This window comes from Pseudoalteromonas sp. T1lg23B, assembly GCF_002964665.1.
Lineage (GTDB): Bacteria > Pseudomonadota > Gammaproteobacteria > Enterobacterales > Alteromonadaceae > Pseudoalteromonas.
Genome location: NZ_PQBZ01000042.1, coordinates 423,133 through 443,568 on the forward strand (window position 1 = coordinate 423,133; position 20,436 = coordinate 443,568).

Sequence of the window (20,436 nt, forward strand, 5' to 3'; positions counted from 1 at the left end):
CATTTTCCCTACACTTAAAGTGCTTTTAGCTGATTAAGATCCCAACTTTGCAGCATTGCATCGCTATTCAAAGTATATAACTTACCCGCTTTAGTGGCGTGCATCGACATAATGGTGGCTCCCTCTCTTTGCGTAGCTATCGTCCATGTGCCTAACTCATCGCCCGAGCGTGTATTCCATAGACTTAAATGTGACTTAGAAGAAGAAGTTGCCAACAAAGGTGCATTGGGAATAAATTGTGACTGTCGAAATACTTTAAAACGCGCTGAATAGTTTAGTTTGACCACTTCCTCACCACCGACCAGAGTTTTAATGTGCTGCGCATTTAAGCCATCAGAAACAAAAAAGCGTGAAAAGTCTTGGTCGGTTGTTAAACTTGTCACTCGATGAGCAAACTCTTTTTCAAACAATGATTTTGGTGAACCAAATTGCCACAAACCCACTTTGCCATCCTGTGCGCCAGTTAAAAACAGCTCTCCTTGTTGGCCAAAAGCCATAAAGTCAATCGGTCTAGAATGGGGCTTAAAACGGTTGTTTAGGCGCGTATTTAGGTCCGCCATGTTCAAAGAACCGTCCGTCATTGCTATCAAAGCCCGACCATTATTAGGTGAAAGTGCGATATGGCTAATCGTGGCCATTGGGTCAACGCCCGTAAACTGTACCTTGTGAATAAAAGTTCTACCCGAGACAGACCAAACGCCTAAGGTGTCGTAGTTGGCTACCAACAATAATGAATTGTCTTTAGATAGTAGTGCGTGACGAACCGGCTTAATTAATTGCTTTTGAGGAATTTGATACTCAACTTGTCTTGACGCTGTTCTCCACACTGTCACCTGTTCAGACACTGTGACCGTTAATAGCAACCGACCATCGTCAGATATTTGACCGACTAATAATGGTTCTTGCTCAAACTGATGGACGACCCCTTCTGATAGCTTGAGATTTTCTCCACATCCAGCTAATAGCAATAAAAACAATGTGGTAATGACGGTATACCAACGCATATTACACCTCTAAAAAGCTTACCGCATAGCAATACTCGCATATTGCTCAAACAACTAGCTGGAAAACTGCAAGCACAGTGCCAATCTCATCAAACAAAAAAGCATCGTTTGACCTTGCATCATCTACAACAATCAACATAATGTGTGAATTTTAGTCAGACGTCGTGTAGATTACCACGTTAACACCCCACAAGCACACTCAAGACCACATAGAATGAACTAGCTTGCGCTATGCGATTCGAAGGTCCAAAAGCGTTAGCTTTTATAAATTACCGTTCTGGTTTCGCTGCGTAAAACCAGTCATGAAAATCTTGTTCAAAAGTCGTGGCAGTGCGCTGTAAAATGTCATAGCTTTCATCGCTACCGAGCACATCACAAGGATTGGTACTTTCTCGCCCCAGTAAGTGCGCTAACATCGCCATGGTGGAATCGTTACTGACTATATAACTGAGCCAAGACCAACCGCTGTAGTACAACCGCCCCATATCCACACTGCCCCACTGGGATTCCGACTCCAACAATGCGTAAATATCGTATGGTGGTTTTTGCTGCGTTCTTGGCGCTACATTAAAGGTCAGTGTGTCACCGTGTCTGCTTACTCCTTCAAACAATTGCGCCATCCCTTCGTTTAACCACCTTGGGGTTAAACCAATAAGCCTTAAGTTCATTGCATGAATGGCTTCGTGAACGGCGGTTGCAATGACTTGCTCATCATTTTTATACTCAATGAATGCTGAATTGCTACCATGAAAAAACACACCTTGGCTGGCACGAGGATCAAACCCGAAACGGGATGTGTAGTCTTCATACTCTGCCCTGTTGGATAAAATCACTAAGTTCAGCTGCATAGATTTATATGCACGCTCCCCTAACAATTGGCCATATAAATGATGAACCAGCGCGAGTCGTTCGATCAACATATCAATCGTCTCTGTGGTTATATTTTTATGGTAAACCGTCAACTGTGAATGTGAGCCAAACACATGCTGTACCTTGCTGAATTCCTCTGCGAGCGAGTCTAAATGTTGTCTCGATGCGGCTGCTTGTCGTGCAACAAACCCAGCCATGTCACATTGTACTTGTTGAATTGGTTGATGGCTTTCACTACTTGACGGGGGCGACAGTGTATCTTTGATAATACTGAGTTGCTGTCCTTGTTCAAGGTTAACCATTGACTGCACATCAGTGGATTCGGGCAAAGCATTATCACCTAACCACTGTTCTCCAAAATAAGCAGTAAACATTGCAAGCACGACTAACAGAACATAAAAAGGCCGCCGATTGTGATTGTTCGCCAAGCTGTATTGCCTAAAATGAGAAAGTTCACCCTAAACTACCACCTAACACGACGAAATCAAAGTAGATGTGAGCGGTCGATTCTACTTCAATAGCGTTGATATACCTGTTGTATAAAATTAAAACCAAATAGAGATTGAAACCCATATCGGTACTTACATACAATCACCTATCAACGCGGATGTTTAAACACCGCAATTTCAATCATGCAAGCTCAGCAAATACACGTACCATAGCAGCCATCAGCAACCAACAAGGATATAAATGCAAGATCTAACACGAGGGCCTATTCACTCACATATACTCGCAATGGCGGTTCCCATTGCTTTAAATATGCTTGTGCAAACACTCTATTTTATTATCGACTTATACTTTGTCAGCGGCCTTGGCGAGGCCGCTATTGCGGGGGTTAGTACCGCTGGGAACTTATTCTTTTTGTCTTGGCGCTCACCCAAGTGTTTAACGTGGGCTGTGCGACACTGATCTCCCACGCAATTGGACGAAAAGATAAACCACAGGCCAATAAAATATATAGTCATAGCCTTTTTTATGGCATGTGTGCAACCATGTTTACGCTGGTTATCGGTTATTTATTCGCGCACCATTACTTTGCTGGCACCGCGGCGGATCAAGCCACTTATCAAGTGTGCCTTGAGTATTTCTACTGGTTTTTGCCCTCTTTAGCGCTGCAATTTATTTTAACGGTGATCGGGGCCTCCATGCGTGGCTCAGGGCTGGTAAAACCCTTTATGTTAATGCATATCGTTGCCTTACTTATCAATGCACTGTTATCCCCTATTCTGATCACAGGTGTAGGTTTATTTACGCCAATGGGGGTCAGTGGTGCTGGCCTTGCAAGTTCCTTATCAGCTCTGCTTGCGCTACTGATGACGGTGATTTATCTCACTAATAATCGCCGTACTTTACAAGTCGATAAGACCAACTTAACGGGTGATTGGACAACGCTTAAGCAGATCCTAAAAATTGGTGTTCCGGCTGGTAGCGAATTTATGCTGACCTTTTTCTACATGGCAGTGGTTTACTGGGCATTGAGCGACTTTGGGGCGCATCAACAGGCGGGATTTGGGCTGGGTAGTCGTATTATGCAATGCTTATTTTTACCCGTCATGGCCATCGCATTTGCGGCTCCCGCTATTGCGGGTCAAAACTATGCGGCGGGTAAGCTAAAACGTGTTTATGTGACCTATAAAATAACGACTTTAATGACGGTGTTATTTATGGCACTTATCAGCGTGCTTTGTATTTCAGTACCTGATGTCTTTTTTACGCCTTTTAGCGATGATCCTGATGTACTCAATGCCGCCACCACGTTCTTAAGCTATGTGGGTTTTAATTTTGTTCCTGCCGGATTCGCTTTTGCTGCGGGCGCTATTTTTCAAGCGTTTGCGAACACCTTACCAGCCTTGCTTGGCACAGCGATACGAGTAGGCAGTTTTGTGACGCTACTCTTGTACTATTTGAGCCAACAAGCCTTGACCGTCACCACTATCTGGACCATTTCTGTCGTGACCGTTTACATCCAAGCACTTGTTGTCATGTTGCTACTGCGCATAGTGTTAAAAGACAAAATCTTCAGTAAGGCGCACAAACGAATCAACAAGCCAGTTTCAGCTACTGCTTAGTGTGTTATTTAGGCCCTTATCACTCAGGGCCTAAACTGGTTATTCACATAAAGCGGCGTCAAAATTATCAACGTACTCAGAGATATGGTCAAAATAGCCATCGCTTAAAATAGCCGTTGTGCCGTAGTGTCCAGCATCACCGCCAATGGTAAAGCTGTTTTCGCTACCAAGTCCTGCTTTAATAAAGGCTTCGGCGTCTGTTTTGGCGTTACCATAAGCACGTACTATGTTCAGACCCTGCGCCTTAAACTTGTTGATTTGATCAATTTTATATTCCGCAGTCTTAAACAAACTGGTTTCATTACTTAAGGACGTTCTCAGTACCCCCTCTGGTAAACCCATCCAATCTAGCCAACTACGCGTACCTTTGGCATACCAATATACGCGAGCGGTCAAATACACCGGCTGGTAACCTAGGTCCATATAGCGACGAACTAAACTGTAGGCACCATCACGAGGATCGGCTCGGTCAATCCCAGTGTAATCGCCAATTTGTTCCGCATCTGACTTAGTCAATGTACCATCAATATCAAACAATACCGCAGGTGTGTTTGGGTCAACAACGGTAACAAACCCCTCTGTTCCTGAGCCATCAGCAGGCACACCTGCGTAGATACGATACTGCCCAGCAGGAAGCTGAGGTAGTGTCGCAAATGCTTTACCATCGCTGTTTGTCACCGCCTCTGATAAAAAATGCCATTGGTTATCTTGCTGTGAGCGAATGTAAAAACGCACGGTTTCATATTCCAGATCTTTGTGAGAAACCGCGCCATAATCAAACTTTGCTGTAATAGTTGCATTGTTGCCCTTAGCAACGACTACATCATGGATCATATGAAAACTAGGTAGCCATGTAATAAAACGGTTAAGTCCGTTGCGATAGCCAGTGTCAGGCAATTGGGGTTTGGGATAGTCTACTTCCATCCAAGTTGGATCCGCACATTGCGGCAATGCTTGTAGGTTAAACGCTGAAATTGTTAATAAAGTTGCCACTGATTTGGCTAAGCACGAAGTCTTCATTTTTAATCCTATGTATTCTATTGGAGTAAATACACTATAGACATAAGATTAAACTTTTATTAATGAAAGGTGAAAAATTCAGCATTTCATATTAGTGTCATAAACGATATAACAAAAATTTATGAGATTATGCGCCCTTCACTAGCCCAAGGTGTTAATCACAAAAAATTTACAAGCTTCTAGGTAAACCATACAATGGCAAAACGATGATATTTTGAGCGCAAACATGGACTTTAACACTAAAATAAATGGCCAAAGACTTTACGGCCAAAATGGCACTGCGAACGTAACCATGAGCTTGGAAAGTGATCGCGGCCGAATTATTAATAGTGCAGCGCTGCGCAGGTTGCAGCAAAAAACTCAGGTTTTTCCACTGGAACGCAATGCAGCCGTCCGTTCAAGACTTACGCACTCTCTTGAAGTACAACAAAATGGCCGCTTTATCGCACAATCTATCGTCAGAGAGTTAAAAGCACGCAAGCTTGCGCCATCGCTACACACAGAGCTTGCCAGCGCGCTTGAAACCTTAGTGGAAATGGCCTGTTTAATGCACGATATCGGCAACCCCGCATTTGGCCATTTTGGTGAAGCCGCAATCAATGATTGGTTTAGTCGTTACCTCTCACAGCATGATGTTTATGGCACTTATGTGAATCAATTTAAAGACGTGGCGCAGCCTACTTTGAGCAGTATTGAAACTAAGCTGCTGTTTGATTTATGTCATTTCGAGGGCAATGCTCAGGCGATCCGAATTGTTCATTCACTCTCAAGCTTAAACCTAACCTATTGCCAAACAGCAAGTATTTTAAAGTATACGCGTTGTGGTACAACACCACGCCCGCTGCCAGCTCACCCACAAAGCTATCTACAAAAAAAGGTTGGCTACTACTACAGTGAGCAACATTACGTACAAACCATGTGTGATAACTTAGACATTGAACTGGGTAATCGCCACCCTGCTTCATACATCATGGAAGCCGCAGATGATATCGCTTATTGCCTTGCCGATATTGAAGATGCGGTTGAAAAAGGCCTTATCTCTGTTGAGAAGCTAGTCGCCGCCTTGAAAGAGGAATATAGCCGTGCGCTAAGCGAGCTGCCCATCGAGCATCGACAAGAGCCTGAACTGATGGCCAAAAAATGTAAAAAGGCCATGGAAAGGGCTACCAATAATCAAGCCAATTTCGACAATGAGTTTTTCATTTGGCTGCGTGTTGCTCTAGTTCACCCTTTGGTGCAACACGCTACGACACGCTTTGTTGATAACCTCCAATGTATTTACGATGGCAGCTTCAACAGCGCGCTACTTGAAGATAAAAGCTACCAATTTGCCATTACCAAAGCCCTCAAAAACGTCGCTTTCAAACACGTATTTTGTCACAAAGAAGTCGAACAACTCGAACTACAAGGCTACAAAATCACTTCTGGGATATTAAGTGAGTATCAAAGACTGTTGGATTTAAGCGCCGATCAATTTGCTCAAGTGGTCAATAAGCGCAATGGGCTGCCTGTCGAAAGCAGGTTGCTGAATCGTATTTCTGGCAAATTTGTTGCGGTTTATCAGAATACCGTAGCCAACCTCAGCGACGAACAAAGACAAAACCCTATTTTTGAGTTTTACTATCGTTGTCGGCTCCTGCAGGACTTTGTCAGTGGTATGACAGACCAGTTTGCCTATGATACCTATCGCACCTTATTGGTGGCAGATTAGAGCTGCAAAAGAAGCGCGTAGCTGTGCTTAGTCCTTGCTATAAAAACTGACCAGTTGAAACTACGCAGCGACAACCAGATACGCTCGCAATAGTTAGTAGGTTAAAACCATGGAGAAGACACCGTCACCATTGGCTTTCAGATTGAGCTCAAAAACAAATGCGTACCGACCAAAAGCGTACATACGACGACCGTTGACAGCAAACACCGGTAACACCTAAACCATAGAAGCTGTTGAGTATTCTACACAGCTCCCGTGGATGAACGCGACTGCTGGCTATACGAGCTGAAAATAAAAAGAGGCTGTATGTTAAACACAGCCTCTTCAACAAATCTATCGATTGAATTTTAAACCGTTAGCAAATATCAATTTACCAAAAGCATCATATTTTCTGTCGCTAACTGTAAAGAAAGCTTCCCTTCATGCATTCTTGCTCTGATACTGCCCGATGAAACATAGCCAGTTAATTTAGCGCTTCGCCAAAGCATCTTACCTTCATTATTGACACTAATAACGTTACTCCCATACATAGGGTTACTGACAGACACTAATAACCCTTGATAATCACTGCTTCTCGGATCGACTTGATAATCGGATAGAGAAAAATCCAGCTTGCGTTCTAGTTTTAGAACGAGCTTGTCATTGACGATTTCATAAACTTTGAAAGTATCGGCCACTGATTGCTGATCTTCGTTCAAGCACAATAGCTCAGGGTCACTATCTCCATCTTGGTTAAACGAAGTAAGCTCTGAGCACTCTTGACCTTGCTGAGAATCCAGTAAGCGTAACTGTCCTGACTCTAGATGATATAAATTGAGCACTGTGTTGTCGATAGATACAACATAGGTCTTAGATTCAAAGAACATAAATTCGTAGCGCTTATATCCGCTTCCAAACTCTGCGGCTAAAATCGATTCTCCATTAATGACATCTCTTACAAATACACCATCTTGATTCCACGTTACGTGGTCAACATGACCATCTTTATTCACGTCTCTTGCAATATATTTGCTCTGATCGGCAAAATGATTACGGGTACCAGGGTTTTGCCAAACATAAGAATAATCGAACAGTCGAATAATACCGCGCTCAACAAACAACTCTCCAAATCCATCACCGTCGTAATCAACAGCACTACCATGTAACATGATGTCGAGTTTAGTATCTTTTATGTCAACTTTGCCTTGTGGTGAGACCGTCGCTATCTTTGAGCCGCCCGTAAATACAGCATATTCAGACTGACCGTCTATTGATGTCCACCCCGCAGCGGTTTGAGCATCAAATATAGTAGGTAGCGCATATGTTGCTTGTGGCTGCATATATGAGTGCGATAAATCATAAACAACCAAATTAGGTTCACCACCATTATTTGCTGTAAAAATGAACTTTGCTTTGCCATCTGAGTTCACATCAGCAACAAAAGCTATTCTAGGGATCATTGGATTGGTTACGATTTGACCTTTAGATTCGAGCTGATAGGCGTCGGTCAGACTAAACACATCGAACACCGTTTCTTCATCGTTCGCAGCTCTGATCAACTCGTCTCTTCCATCGTTATCTATGTCACCAAACTTCGCCTGGAATATTTCATTGGCTACATCAAAATCAATGGTACGCAACTTACGGTCAACAAACGAATAGAGTGCCATGCTATTTAATGACGGCAAGGAAACAATTTCATCTATTCCGTCGGCGTTAAAATCTGCAACAGATAAAGAATTTGACATGACTGGTACATCCAACACTTGCCAAGAACCTGCTTTATACGCTTTACCAATATCCAAAAATATTGTGATACCATCATTGTTATCTGATCTAGCTGTAACAAACTTGTGTGCTCGCTCTGTGGTTACTTCGAATAGCACGTCATGTGGCGCTAAAAGGCTGATCACAGTTAATTTGGATGCCCTGCTCGACCAATTGTCAGACGGCAGATGTTCCAGCACGACAAGCTCCAAATCACCATCATGATTTAAGTCAATCGCTTGAGATTGTACTATGTGGTTCTCAGTACTATATATTTCTTGTGCAACTTGATTTAGGTCGAAGAGCAGCGCGATACTGTTTTGATATTGCAATAGCAATTCTGTGGCAATATCCTCATCTGCTTGCAGACTGCTTGCATGAGTAAGCAGTCCATCTTGGCTAGTATATGGATAACTCCACTCGTATTGAGCACGCTCTGCGTTTAAGTTAAAAATGGCTAAGTTATATGGCGACTTTAATGAAAGTAACTCTTTGTTACCATCGCCATCGACATCAACAAACTCTAATTTCTCTGAATAGTATTCACTTCGTTTAAGTGCTCTTGCTGTCAAATTGGTGCTATCGTCTTTAAGTGTTACTTCAACAAGGTGTTCGTTAATAACCATACCATCGCTATCAACAATGCCAAATGTAAATTGATATGTTTGTTGAGCAAATAACAAGCTCTTCGGTGGCTGCCAAGTCACGTTACCATGCTGATCTAGGTGCCCCCCTTGCGGTGCAGATATTAATGTAACCTGCAATGAGTCGCTGCCTTGATCTGGGTCGAGAGCCTGTACTTTAAACTCTACCAATTCACCAACGTTGAGCACATCAGCAGACGCATGAGTGGAGCTCAGTAAAATTGGTGCCTTACCAATTGTCACAGCATCAGACAGTTCGCTACTAACTGTATTGCTAGAATCAGATACGTCATAGGCAACTTGCACTAAGTCGTTTATTTTAGCTATACCCGCAGGTAATTCTTTATTTTGATAACCAGATACAAGTTCACCATTGATGTACCATCTATATTTAAACGAAAACTGTTCAAATGAAGTATCTATATCTTCTATATCATCCTCAGAAACCAAAGCAACGATAGGGTCTAGCGTTGTTAGTGCTTTTGCTGGGTCTTGAACAATAGATGGCGCATTTTTAACAACTGGCGGCTTTGACAAAACCTCTACAGGCATCAACGGAATGCTACTCAGATTAGCATCCCAAAATGCTTGGATATCTTTAAAGTAAATCCCTTGATCCCTCTGTCCGTCAAGGTTTGAGTCCTCTGTGTACTTCACCCATGGACGATTAATTTCCACTTGAACTTGATTAGTTGACTTAAACTTAACCAACCTTGAGGAAATATTTTCAGAGCTATCTGATAACGTTTGTGCTTCAACCGATACGCGTCCAACACCTTGGTATCTTATCTCTCCATTGTAAGATGTAGACAAACCAGAACTAGTTTCTCTTTCTGTAGTTGTAGTGCTTGAAACAAACGAAATTGATTCTGACTTAAAAGCGATGTATTCGGTAGACACTTCAGAGCCAACATCATCATAGGTATTCAAATAACCTGTAAACTGTTGAAACCTATTGCCTTGTCGCATTTTAAAATTTTCGACAAAAATAGTCGGTGCTGGTCCATCAATAAATGCGGCCAATACTCCAGATAATAAGGGGTCACCTGATGACATTTTGCAATCCACAAAATGTAATGAGAACTGTGTGACAACTCCCGAAACTTTTATGTTCCCAGAGAAAGGGCAGTTAATTGAAGTCGTTAGTTGGTTATTTCCATCAACTAAATTTAAGTCGTCTAAATTTATACTATCTAGCGAATCTTCAATATCATAAAACAGTGTACGCACCATATCACGCGCCATGCGCAGATCAATGACTTCATCATTCTTATTACCTGTATATGCAGCATTCGCGACTTGTCGCGCATACTCTTTAACGTCATTTAATTCATAGTGCTGTATATTAACAATCTTAGATTGTGGGCTGGGGGTCGAACCCGAGTCTGTTTGATCTGATGAATCATTGATATCCGCGCTACCGCCACCAGAGCCACCGCACCCAAGCAGCAATAATGGTATCAATAGCACAATTAAAAGATTGATTGGCATTTAGTTTCTTCCTGATTAATACTCAGACTAGAGCAAATAAATTGTATATAAACCAGCCATTGTACCGCGTATGGGTGTGACACATCTACTTATCCAAAGTCTTTTCTCACGTTTCTATCGCAACATCATTCATGTGATTTATTCAAAAGCGTCCCTCGATATCAAAAAAGTCTAAGACTTCTGCATCCTTAAATTGCTTTTCTCTGTTGTGACATGTTGGAAATAAATTTTGATGACAGTTGTGCGCACACTTTATGTGGAACAAAAAACCTGCAAATGAAAGAGTTTGGTGTTTCCGATGTGCTGAACAAAGGACCGAATCACACAGCTCTAGTAGAAGGAAAATAGCTAAATACCTTTACAACAAAGCATTTGTCCAAAATAGATGCTCTTCCCTGAGCAACTGGATTTGGAACTGCTTTTGGGCAATAAGCATTGCCAAGTACATTTTTGCAGGTAAATGTGGATAAAAAATGGAGACGTTAATACCGGGCTCATTTTACAAAAAATTTATGACTTTATCTAAAAGGTAAACAAATAAAACCCTGCTATCCACTTGATTTGTTTTGAAATATATATTGGATATAAATTATTTCATGATTCAAGTTAAATTAATGTTTACATTTAATATACATAATTGTATTATCTTTCTCGCATTAAAAGCATTATCTCCTTAGAAAAGTAGATATCGCTAATACCAATAAGGACGTTGGTGGTGTTTTATCTTCCTTAAAGCACACTGTTTAGGTGTTGTTATTTTAGCAGGCCCATTTTTGGGCCTGCTTTTTTTTGCCTTCAAAACTTCATATCTAACAAATGTATATAGTGATATTATAGCGGTAAATTGTTAGCCCTATTGCCACTATGCCTCTAAGAAAACCCGTTTCAGTACTGGTCGTGATTTATAACGATATAGGCGAATTCCTGCTTATTCGCCGAGCTGATGATGCAAGCTTTTGGCAGTCCGTTACGGGCGGTGTTGAACAACATGAATCCCCCTTACAAACCGCATATAGAGAGCTCGAGGAAGAGACGGGCATTGATGCAAAGGCACTTGGTATTGAAGTTGTCGACCACCAACATACCAATCAATACGAGATCAGAGAGTGTTGGCGACACCGCTATATCGCTGGGGCCAAAGTTAATACCGAGCATGTCTTTAGTGTCTGTGTACCTGAGGGTATTGAGGTTAAACTCGACCCTAACGAACATACCCAATACCTGTGGCTAAGTCAGTCTGAAGCGGCTAAAAAGGCATGGTCACCCAGTAACGCCAAAGAGATAAACGATATAAAAGTATAAAGCCTAAGAGATTGCATTTTCATCAATAACCCACCTATAATGAACCCAAATGAGATACACAAAAATACCGTGTAGTTAATTACAACCAGTTGTCATTCAACTAACTTGGCGCTTAGCTGCCGTTCTCATTTTCCCAGATTCTATAGAAGGGATAACACGCTTTTTTAAAATACCCCTATCGTCGTTTTAGCATTGGCTACTTTAGATGCAATACACAATAATGAAACGTCAAAGCGCTTTTTGCGAGGAATATCATGGAACCACTTAGTCAGATTTTAGAAATCTTATTTAACATTGAAGTTGTCTTGCTTATATTTGTGGTGGTGGTGCTCAAAAGCAGTATCAAATTTGTACCACAAAACCGGGCATGGCTGGTTGAACGTTTTGGTAAATACCAATCAACTAAAGAAGCGGGCCTTAACTTTATCGTACCGTTTATAGACCGTGTAGCGGCCGACAGAAGTTTAAAAGAACAAGCTGTGGACGTGCCTTCTCAGTCAGCTATCACCAAAGATAATATTTCACTGATTGTTGATGGCGTACTGTATTTTAGAGTACTCGACCCATACAAAGCCACTTACGGCGTTGATGATTACATTTTCGCTGTAACCCAGTTAGCACAAACAACGATGCGTAGCGAGTTGGGTAAAATGGAATTAGATAAAACCTTTGAGGAACGCGACTTATTAAACACCAATATTGTGGCTGCCATCAACAGCGCTTCTGATCCATGGGGTATTCAAGTATTACGCTATGAAATAAAAGACATTGTGCCACCTAATTCGGTGATGGAAGCAATGGAAGCACAAATGAAGGCAGAGCGGGTTAAACGTGCTCAAATACTTGAGTCTGAAGGTGACAGACAAGCTGCCATCAACGTAGCTGAGGGTAAAAAGCAAGCCCAAGTACTTGCAGCCGAAGGTGAAAAAGCGGAGCAAATCTTAAGCGCAGAAGGTGAAGCCCAAGCTATTCTTGCGGTTGCACAAGCTCAGGCTGAAGCGCTACGTAAAGTGGGTGAAGCGGCCGATACGCAAGCTGGGCAAAAAGCGATACAGCTAGACCTTGCAACAAAAGCTATCGCCGCCAAACAAGCGATTGCTAAAGAGTCTTCAGTGGTTTTATTACCTGATTCTGGCACCGATGCCAGCTCGCTGGTTGCACAAGGTATGGCTATTATTAACTCTATAAATAAACAACAAAAAGGGTAAGTAAATGGCGTTCGTATTAGACAACTTAGCACAATCGCTCATCATCATTGGGATCTTGGCGTTAGTGATTGAAGTTGCAGTGCTTGGATTTGCCACATTTGTTCTACTGTTCTTGGGATTATCACTGATTTTTAGTGGCACCATGATGTACGCAGGATTACTGAGTGAAGATTGGCTCACTGCACTTTGGGTCAACGCTGTATTGACCTTTGTACTGGCGCTAATACTTTGGAAACCCTTACTAAGGCTGCAACAATCATCAAGCGAAAAAACTCTGGGCAGCGACTTTGCTGATATTGATTTTGTGCTTGAAGCCGATTTAAATGAGCAAAACAAGCAATATCACAGTTACTCTGGTATTCAGTGGCAACTCAAAAGTGACCAACCTATCAGTAAAGGCACCCGCGTTAAAGTGGTCAAGAAGGAAGTTGGTGTAATGTGGGTCAAAGCCATTTAGCTTTGCCGTCATCACGACAAATAAAAAACTGGCAGCACTGCGCTGCCAGTGTTTGCGCTAAAGGTTAACTCGCTATTGTTCATGTGAGTGTAACTCACTGTGATCATGGAGTAGATTGTTTAAAGCGTTTCCTGTGGGTCTAAACGAGTCATCGACTTGACCGCGATAACACCCTACCACCCACGGAAAACTATCGGTAATGTAATATCCGTACTGCCCATTATTCTGCATGCCATTGCACTCATCTAAGTCTCCTGAGTCCGCAACATACTGCCAATCGGAGCGAAATTGACCATCATAGTTGTCACTTGCAACCTCCCCGACCCCACCTTGTGGCGTTTGATAGCCGCTGACATCTTGTCTTTTTCCGCCATTATTTTTAAGGGTGTAGCTGGGTGTTGCTTTGCGTATTTCACCATTCACTTCTATACACGGACCATAAATTGGGAAACCATCCGCGGCAAAACCAATCACCGGCGATACCACCTGACAATCTTGGTTAAACATGGCGTTAGGATTGCCATGATAGTGATAACGGCCATTAGGTTGTGGGTGCGCATTGTGACTGTCGGTGCCAAAAGAATTCAGCGGTGACATGGGATCATAACGCCACGGATGATCGCTTTGGTTTGCGCCACATCCGATTTTTTCTCTGCCTAAAGGCTCATTACCAACGTCGTAGCAGGCGGCAGCCATGATATCTACACTTACCCCATTTAAAAAAATTCCGTTTGACACACCGATTTCAACCGCCGTGGTATTACTGGAAAAAATAGGCGCTACAGGTACGCTATAACTGGCTGATTGCTCGCTAACATCCGTAGCAAATTGTGCTTGGGCGTCATTAAAATCATGGTTAGGAATTTCATTGACGCTAAAAGTACAGGTATTGCCATCACTGGCAATAGATACCTCACCACTAAAGTCCAACCCTCTTTGTATATCAATCACATAAGATTCATAGCTACCAACATAGGACGCACAGGATGCCTCTTGCTTGGTGAATACCTGATTCGTGATATCTTGAGTCTGTGAGGTCACTTGGGTCGCGTTGATGAGGATTTCATCTTCGGTGCTCTCTTTACCGTCCGATACGGTTAAACTAATTCGGTATGTTCCGAGTGTATCTGGCACCACAGAAGCACTAACCGAACTGCTATTTTGAATGGTTGTTTGGCTATTTGCTGGGCGCTCCTGCATGGTCCACTGATAACTTAATGCGTCACCATCCTCATCACGACTGGCACTGCCACTGAGCATCAATGTTTGACCAACGCTAACATCTCTATCTACACCGGCATTGGCCACTGGCGCACTGTTGCTAACATCACTAGGCTGCTGCTCATTATTATCTAACGATGGCGCAGTGCTTGCACTGTTTGAACCGCCACACCCGCATAAAGTCGCTGCGCTTACAAGTGCAATCAGCAGCGCACGAAACTGAAATTTGTCTATCACCTTAGCTTTCATAACCCCTCCAAAACAGCTTCGATTGTTTGTCGATAAATTAAAGCTAGTGCGAAAATGAGGAATAAATAAGGAAGTGCATTACCAAAGAACAGATTGTTTTTTGAACGCCCTTAAAGCGAGGAATTTAGAGATTAGCGACGGTGTTGTATTGATATTCACAACCACACCGTCGAACGTACTTCTTCTGAGTTTACAGCAATTGTTTTGCGTTAATAAAATCAACTAGTTGTTGAGCGATTTCTTGATGCTCTTGCTTTGTTGGGTGCCAAATACAGCCACTCAATGCTGAGCTAAATGGTTGTGAGTATAATTCACCCTGCCCTTTTTCATTCAGTAATGCGATGGCTTCATTGGTAGCGGGAATGATCAAGTCATATGGATAAGCTGGCCTTGGCATCATCAGGATCGGTTGGTTTGGATAACGGCCACGTAACGTCGTTACAAATTCTACCATACGCTTAACCCATGCTTGTTTTACCTCCTGAATATCAGCCCAAGGTTCGTGGGCTTGAGGGTCGGTACTAAAATCGTTGGTGCCCACTTCCAAAACAATTAGGTTGGGAAACTTATCTTCAAAGCTACGTTTATCCTCAAACACCGCGCCTGCTTTATCGTAATAATAAGGTAAGTTATGGTGTGGCTGGTTACCGCTCCAATTACGAATAAGACCAAGGCCCGATGCAGACAATTGCGTAAAACTGGCACCTAGCATTTGCGCACTCACGTACGGAAACGCGAGTCGTGCATTACTGGTCTCAACGACTTCTGGCCATGAACAGTCTCGTTTATTTGACTCACTGCCAAAGCCTGCACTAATGGAATCGCCAATGTATAAAATGTGTTTCTGCTGCTGCCAAACACCGTCTATCGAACCGTCCACCTCAAAACTCACGATTTGGCTGAAATTTACAGGGTCTTCTGAGCGTTTTACCACCTCAATTTCAACGTCAGCAACATCTTGTTGATGGAATAAGGGGTAAGTTTGCGGTTGACCGCTGTAGTCGGTAACGATCTTTTTGTGTAGTTTGCCATCAACCAGTACATCAAACTGGTTGCCTAATCCCACCATAGTCACAGAGAGACTACGGCCTTTAAGTCGGGTTTTAAAATTCGTGCCCGGCCAATTAATATTGACCTGACCCAAATCGTAATGCTTGTCCGTTCGGCCTTCATAACCAATCGCGTGATGAGTTGCGGGTAAAGTGGCCCCATAAGCCAACGAACTGCTAAGCAATAACGAAAGTAAACCTGCCTTGTACATGTTGTTTGTTCCTTTGTTAGGTTAAAAATACAACATAGATTTTACTTCCCTGCGAGGCAATCGAGTTTTCTTCATGTTAAAAACATTCATTCACTTGGCGCTTATAAGTCGACAAGCTTGAATATCAACATAACCCTTTGAAAAATTTAAATAACATGAACAACAGGGATACTTAATTTATGTTTAGGGACAAAAGCGGCGTACCTTTTAAAAAAACAGCTGTGTGTTACAATTCGGTTAGATATATTTGAAGCAAAATTTGTAATGATTAAAAAATTATTTATCGTATTGATTACATTAGGTTTAACAGCCTGCGGCGGTGGTTCTTCTGAACAATCAAAACCAGTGCCACCAACAAAGTCAACTGCACCTACGGAACCTGATACATCTACAGAACCTGATACATCTACAGAACCTGATACATCTACAGAACCTGATACATCTACAGAACCTGATACACCTACAGAACCTGATACACCTACGGAACCTGATACACCTACAGAGCCTGATACACCTACAGAACCTGATACACCTACAGAGCCTGGAAACGGAAACCAAATCAAAATTGTAGAAATAGGCGCACCAACCGAGGTCAATGAGCGTGACACCATAACCATTCAGCCAACAGTTGAGGCTCAGAACATTGAAAATGTGTTTTATATATGGAATCAAACTGATGGCCCATGGCTCAATATCCCCCATTCCGATAAATATGCTCAATCCCTTGAAATAGTCGCACCGAGTATTTTCGAAGACACCACACTATCATTTGAATTGATAGTCGGAGGTGATAACGTCCCCAACACCATCACCGCTTTTGATATTGAAGTAAATGCCTATCCTGATCTTGCTTTAGAGCTTATTACGGATGAAAACTTGCACGACTGTATCTACTTTAGAAACCTATATCATCCGGTTCCCGCAGCGGTAGATGCACATATTAAAGTACTAGAGTGTGAGTATTACGACATAAAATCCCTTGCAGGAATATCACAGATTGCAGGCTTGGAACAATTAACTATCAGAAACGCTGAGCTTGAGGACATTTCTGAGCTGATTAACATACCAACATTGAACACCTTAGAGCTTGATTACGCAACTGCAGACGGTGCCGACACAACCACACTTCTCACGCAACTTGAACAATTAAGTCAACTAAGTTCACTCACAATAACAAACCGAAACAGCACAGATATTAGTTGTGCCAATATTAACTTCGACAAACTATCAGGGTTAGATACGCTTAAACTGAACCGTTGTGGCGAGTCCGAAACAAACGGTGTCGTCATTTCTGATAAGACTCTTAGCAAGCTCAAAACTCTTGTTCTGAAGGGGGTTCAGCTCAGCGATGATACTGACCTAAGTAAGGCCATAGTTTTGAGAGCGTTATACCTATCCTATTCTAATATTTACGATTATAGCTTTTTAGAAGCACTAACTAACCTCAGAGCATTGAGGTTAGAAGAAGATACTTCACTTGATATGCGAGTTTTTCCTGCGGACAGCAAACTAAAATATCTATATTTTAGAGATCTTCAGCTTACCCATACAGACACAGCTGAGCCTCTTACGAATGTAGAAGTAATAGATCTTATGGCTGTCGAGGTAAATTCAATAGACTTTTTAGCTGGCTATCAAAAATTAAAGGTAGCCGAACTATATGGCAATACAGGCATAACTTCTCTTGCTCCCCTAACCCATACAAAAGAGCTCAGTAAATTAAAGATTGTTCAAAGCAATCATATCGACTTTTCAGTGATACAGGAAATGACATCACTTACATATTTGTCGACGAGATCTGGCTCCATAGGAGAAAAGAGCAGTATTGATACAAATTGGTTAGCTGGAATGCCAAATTTAGCTTATGTTGACATTGACCCTGAAATTTTTGACGGCAATGCTTTCAACGGCGTACAAACTATGCGTCAGCTTAGTGTTACAGCTAATACCATTAGCTCGCTACCCAACCTCAGCACGATGCCCCTTGTCACAAAATTAGAGTTAGAAGCTGACAACCAGCAACATACCATATCATCTTTACAAGTCCTTGGTAAAAACGAGGTCATCCGCACTCTAAAACTTGCCGGGTTTAAGGACTTAACTGATTTAACTGGCCTTGAGCAGCTCACTAGTCTTATATCTTTAAGGTTGGAAGGTATGCCCGTCTCAGATCTCGGTGCAATTGCGAAGTTAGAACAGCTAGATACCATCAGTATCAAGGGAGCAGCAGAGCTTTTCAATGTTGATGTATTCATGAACCTGCAGCAACTAAGCTATCTTGAAATTCGCAACAGTAAAATTACCTGTGAAGATGAAGAAAAACTACGCAATTTAGACAACGTGACAGTGTACTTAGATAACACCTGCGTTTCATCCAAAGAAAATTAAACATGATGGAACTTTTTATTAATTTGGTAGCCTATTAACACGATGCTACTAGATTTCTAATCTATAAATTAAACGCCAGAGCTTGCTCTGGCGTTTTTGTTTTTTACAAGTCGACCCATATAAAAAAGCCACCTTAACTCCTAAGGTGGCTTTACATTGCTGGGTGTTGCCAGCCACCTAACAGGCTGGCTTGCAATGATTAGGCTGCCTGCTCTTCATCATTTTGTTGCGCGTGGCGAATTAAATAATCAAAGGCCCCTAGGCTTGCTGTTGCCCCTGAACCCATAGCAATGATAATTTGCTTAAATGGTTCAGTGGTTGCGTCCCCCGCGCCATACACGCCCGGCATCGAGGTCGCACCTTTGTTATCAATTTCTATCTCACCAAATTTGGTTAGAGTCACCGGTGAGTCCTTTAAAAACTCGGTGTTTGGCACCAAGCCAATCTGCACGAAAATTCCCGCGAGTGTCAGTTCATGGCTTTGTTGTGTCACTCTGTCTGTGTAACGTAATCCCGTCACGCGCTTACCATCTCCTAGCACTTCGGTGGTTTGGGCATTTTTGATGATGGTAATATTGCTCAAGCTATTGGCTTTTTTAATCAGCACCTCATCTGCGCGCAATGTATCAGCAAATTCCAGCACGGTGACGTGCTCAACGATATTAGCCAAATCAATTGCGGCTTCAATACCTGAATTACCCCCACCAATTACGGCCACAGGTTTACCTTTGAATAATGGACCATCACAGTGCGGGCAATACGCCACCCCACGTCCTTTGTATTCGGTTTCACCTGGTACATTCATATTTCTCCAACGTGCGCCTGTGGCCAGAATAATTGACTTGGCTTTAAGGATCGCGCCGCTCTCAAGCTCTACATTAAGCAACTGATCTCGATAAATGTTAGCCGCCCTTTGTCCTGCCATCACATCCACATCGTATTGCTTGACGTGTTCCTCTAGTTGAGCCACCAGTTTCGGCCCTTCAGTGGCTTTAACGGAGATAAAGTTTTCGATACTCATGGTGTCAGCAACTTGGCCGCCAAAGCGTTCAGCAACCACCCCCGTGTTTAAGCCTTTGCGAGCTGCATACACCGCCGCTGATGCCCCCGCAGGTCCACCACCCACAACCAATACATCAAACACTTCTTTGTCATTTAGCTTAGTCGCTTGTTTAGCAGCAGCGTTTACATCCACCTTATTAAGAATGTCAGTGAGTGTCACTGCGCCTTGCGAGAATAGTTTGCCATTTAGATAAACCGCAGGTACGGCTAACACGTTACGCTCATTCACTTCGTCTTGAAATAGCGCGCCATCAATCATCGCCGTCTTGATAGACGGATTAAGTGCCGCCATTAAGTTCAGCGCCTGAACCACCTGTGGACAGGTTTGGCAGCTCAATGAAATGTACATTTCAAAATTCAGTTCGCTATCTAGCGCCTGTATCTGAGCAATTTCATCTTGAGATGCCTTCGTCGGATGTCCGCCACTTTGCAGTATCGCCAGCACCAATGATGTAAATTCATGACCCATCGGCACGCCCGCAAACTGAATATGTGTCTCACGCTTTGGTGAATAGAGCGTCATACTTGGCCTGCGTACTTCGGTATCAGGGTTGTTTGTTACAGTGATTAAGTCACTTAGCGAAGCTAAGTCTGCCGCTAACGCCTCTAACTCTTTGGCTTTATTGCTGTCATCGAGTGCAATGACCAGCTCAACAGGATCTTTTAAGGCGCTGAAATGGCTAGTAAGTTGATTTTTAATATTTTGGTCTAACATGCTTGGTCATCCTCACAG

12 protein-coding genes and 1 pseudogene are annotated in these 20,436 nt (G+C 42.6%); 6 read left to right on the forward strand and 7 right to left on the reverse strand.

Going from position 1 to position 20,436, the window contains the following annotated elements:
• Window positions 1–14 precede the first annotated feature (14 nt).
• On the reverse strand, window positions 15–1,004 hold the full coding sequence (locus tag C2M32_RS18370; protein WP_105169757.1) for a WD40 repeat domain-containing protein: 990 nt from the start codon (window positions 1,002–1,004) through the stop codon (window positions 15–17).
• A 269-nt stretch (window positions 1,005–1,273) separates the two neighbouring features.
• Window positions 1,274–2,248: a DUF1570 domain-containing protein gene (locus C2M32_RS18375; RefSeq protein WP_234401346.1), complete on the reverse strand. Its 975-nt coding sequence runs from the start codon at window positions 2,246–2,248 to the stop codon at window positions 1,274–1,276.
• 385 nt (window positions 2,249–2,633) lie between these two features.
• On the opposite strand from C2M32_RS18375, the pseudogene C2M32_RS18380 reads away from it, so the two are divergent.
• Window positions 2,634–3,943 (forward strand): annotated as a pseudogene (locus C2M32_RS18380) (MATE family efflux transporter).
• A 39-nt stretch (window positions 3,944–3,982) separates the two neighbouring features.
• Here the strand turns inward: C2M32_RS18380 and C2M32_RS18385 are convergent.
• Window positions 3,983–4,963, reverse strand: a complete 981-nt coding sequence (locus tag C2M32_RS18385; protein ID WP_234401347.1) for an LNS2 domain-containing protein — start codon at window positions 4,961–4,963, stop codon at window positions 3,983–3,985.
• 226 nt (window positions 4,964–5,189) lie between these two features.
• On the opposite strand from C2M32_RS18385, the gene dgt reads away from it, so the two are divergent.
• Window positions 5,190–6,674, forward strand: a complete 1,485-nt coding sequence (dgt, locus tag C2M32_RS18390) for a dGTPase (protein WP_105169759.1) — start codon at window positions 5,190–5,192, stop codon at window positions 6,672–6,674.
• Window positions 6,675–7,039: 365 nt separating this feature from the next.
• Here the strand turns inward: dgt and C2M32_RS18395 are convergent, their stop codons facing one another.
• Window positions 7,040–10,555 carry an FG-GAP repeat domain-containing protein gene (locus C2M32_RS18395; protein ID WP_105169760.1) on the reverse strand — a complete coding sequence of 1,172 codons (3,516 nt, stop codon included), beginning with the start codon at window positions 10,553–10,555 and terminating at the stop codon, window positions 7,040–7,042.
• Between the two features lie 864 nt (window positions 10,556–11,419).
• Here C2M32_RS18395 and nudB point away from each other — a divergent pair.
• The 3 genes from nudB to C2M32_RS18410 all read left to right on the forward strand — a co-directional run bounded on the left by nudB (window position 11,420) and on the right by C2M32_RS18410 (window position 13,522).
• A complete protein-coding gene (gene nudB, locus C2M32_RS18400) occupies window positions 11,420–11,857 on the forward strand; it encodes a dihydroneopterin triphosphate diphosphatase (RefSeq protein WP_105169761.1) in 438 nt (145 codons plus the stop codon).
• Window positions 11,858–12,111: 254 nt separating this feature from the next.
• Window positions 12,112–13,065, forward strand: coding sequence for an SPFH domain-containing protein (locus C2M32_RS18405; RefSeq protein ID WP_105169762.1), 954 nt, complete (start codon window positions 12,112–12,114; stop codon window positions 13,063–13,065).
• Between the two features lie 4 nt (window positions 13,066–13,069).
• Window positions 13,070–13,522 (forward strand): NfeD family protein, encoded by a 453-nt coding sequence (locus C2M32_RS18410; RefSeq protein WP_105169763.1) that lies wholly within the window; start codon window positions 13,070–13,072, stop codon window positions 13,520–13,522.
• A gap of 72 nt (window positions 13,523–13,594) precedes the next feature.
• Here C2M32_RS18410 and C2M32_RS18415 read toward each other — a convergent pair whose 3' ends face one another.
• Together C2M32_RS18415 and C2M32_RS18420 are read right to left on the reverse strand one after the other, a co-directional pair.
• On the reverse strand, window positions 13,595–14,992 hold the full coding sequence (locus tag C2M32_RS18415) for a YHYH protein (RefSeq protein ID WP_105169764.1): 1,398 nt from the start codon (window positions 14,990–14,992) through the stop codon (window positions 13,595–13,597).
• A gap of 190 nt (window positions 14,993–15,182) precedes the next feature.
• The gene (locus C2M32_RS18420; protein ID WP_105169765.1) at window positions 15,183–16,253 is read right to left on the reverse strand and encodes an SGNH/GDSL hydrolase family protein; all 1,071 of its coding nucleotides are present in this window, start codon (window positions 16,251–16,253) and stop codon (window positions 15,183–15,185) included.
• A gap of 264 nt (window positions 16,254–16,517) precedes the next feature.
• Between C2M32_RS18420 and C2M32_RS18425 the strand changes: the two genes are divergently transcribed.
• Window positions 16,518–18,641: a hypothetical protein gene (locus tag C2M32_RS18425; protein WP_105169766.1), complete on the forward strand. Its 2,124-nt coding sequence runs from the start codon at window positions 16,518–16,520 to the stop codon at window positions 18,639–18,641.
• A 199-nt stretch (window positions 18,642–18,840) separates the two neighbouring features.
• Here the strand turns inward: C2M32_RS18425 and ahpF are convergent, their stop codons facing one another.
• On the reverse strand, window positions 18,841–20,418 hold the full coding sequence (gene ahpF / locus C2M32_RS18430; protein WP_105169767.1) for an alkyl hydroperoxide reductase subunit F: 1,578 nt from the start codon (window positions 20,416–20,418) through the stop codon (window positions 18,841–18,843).
• Window positions 20,419–20,436 lie beyond the last annotated feature (18 nt).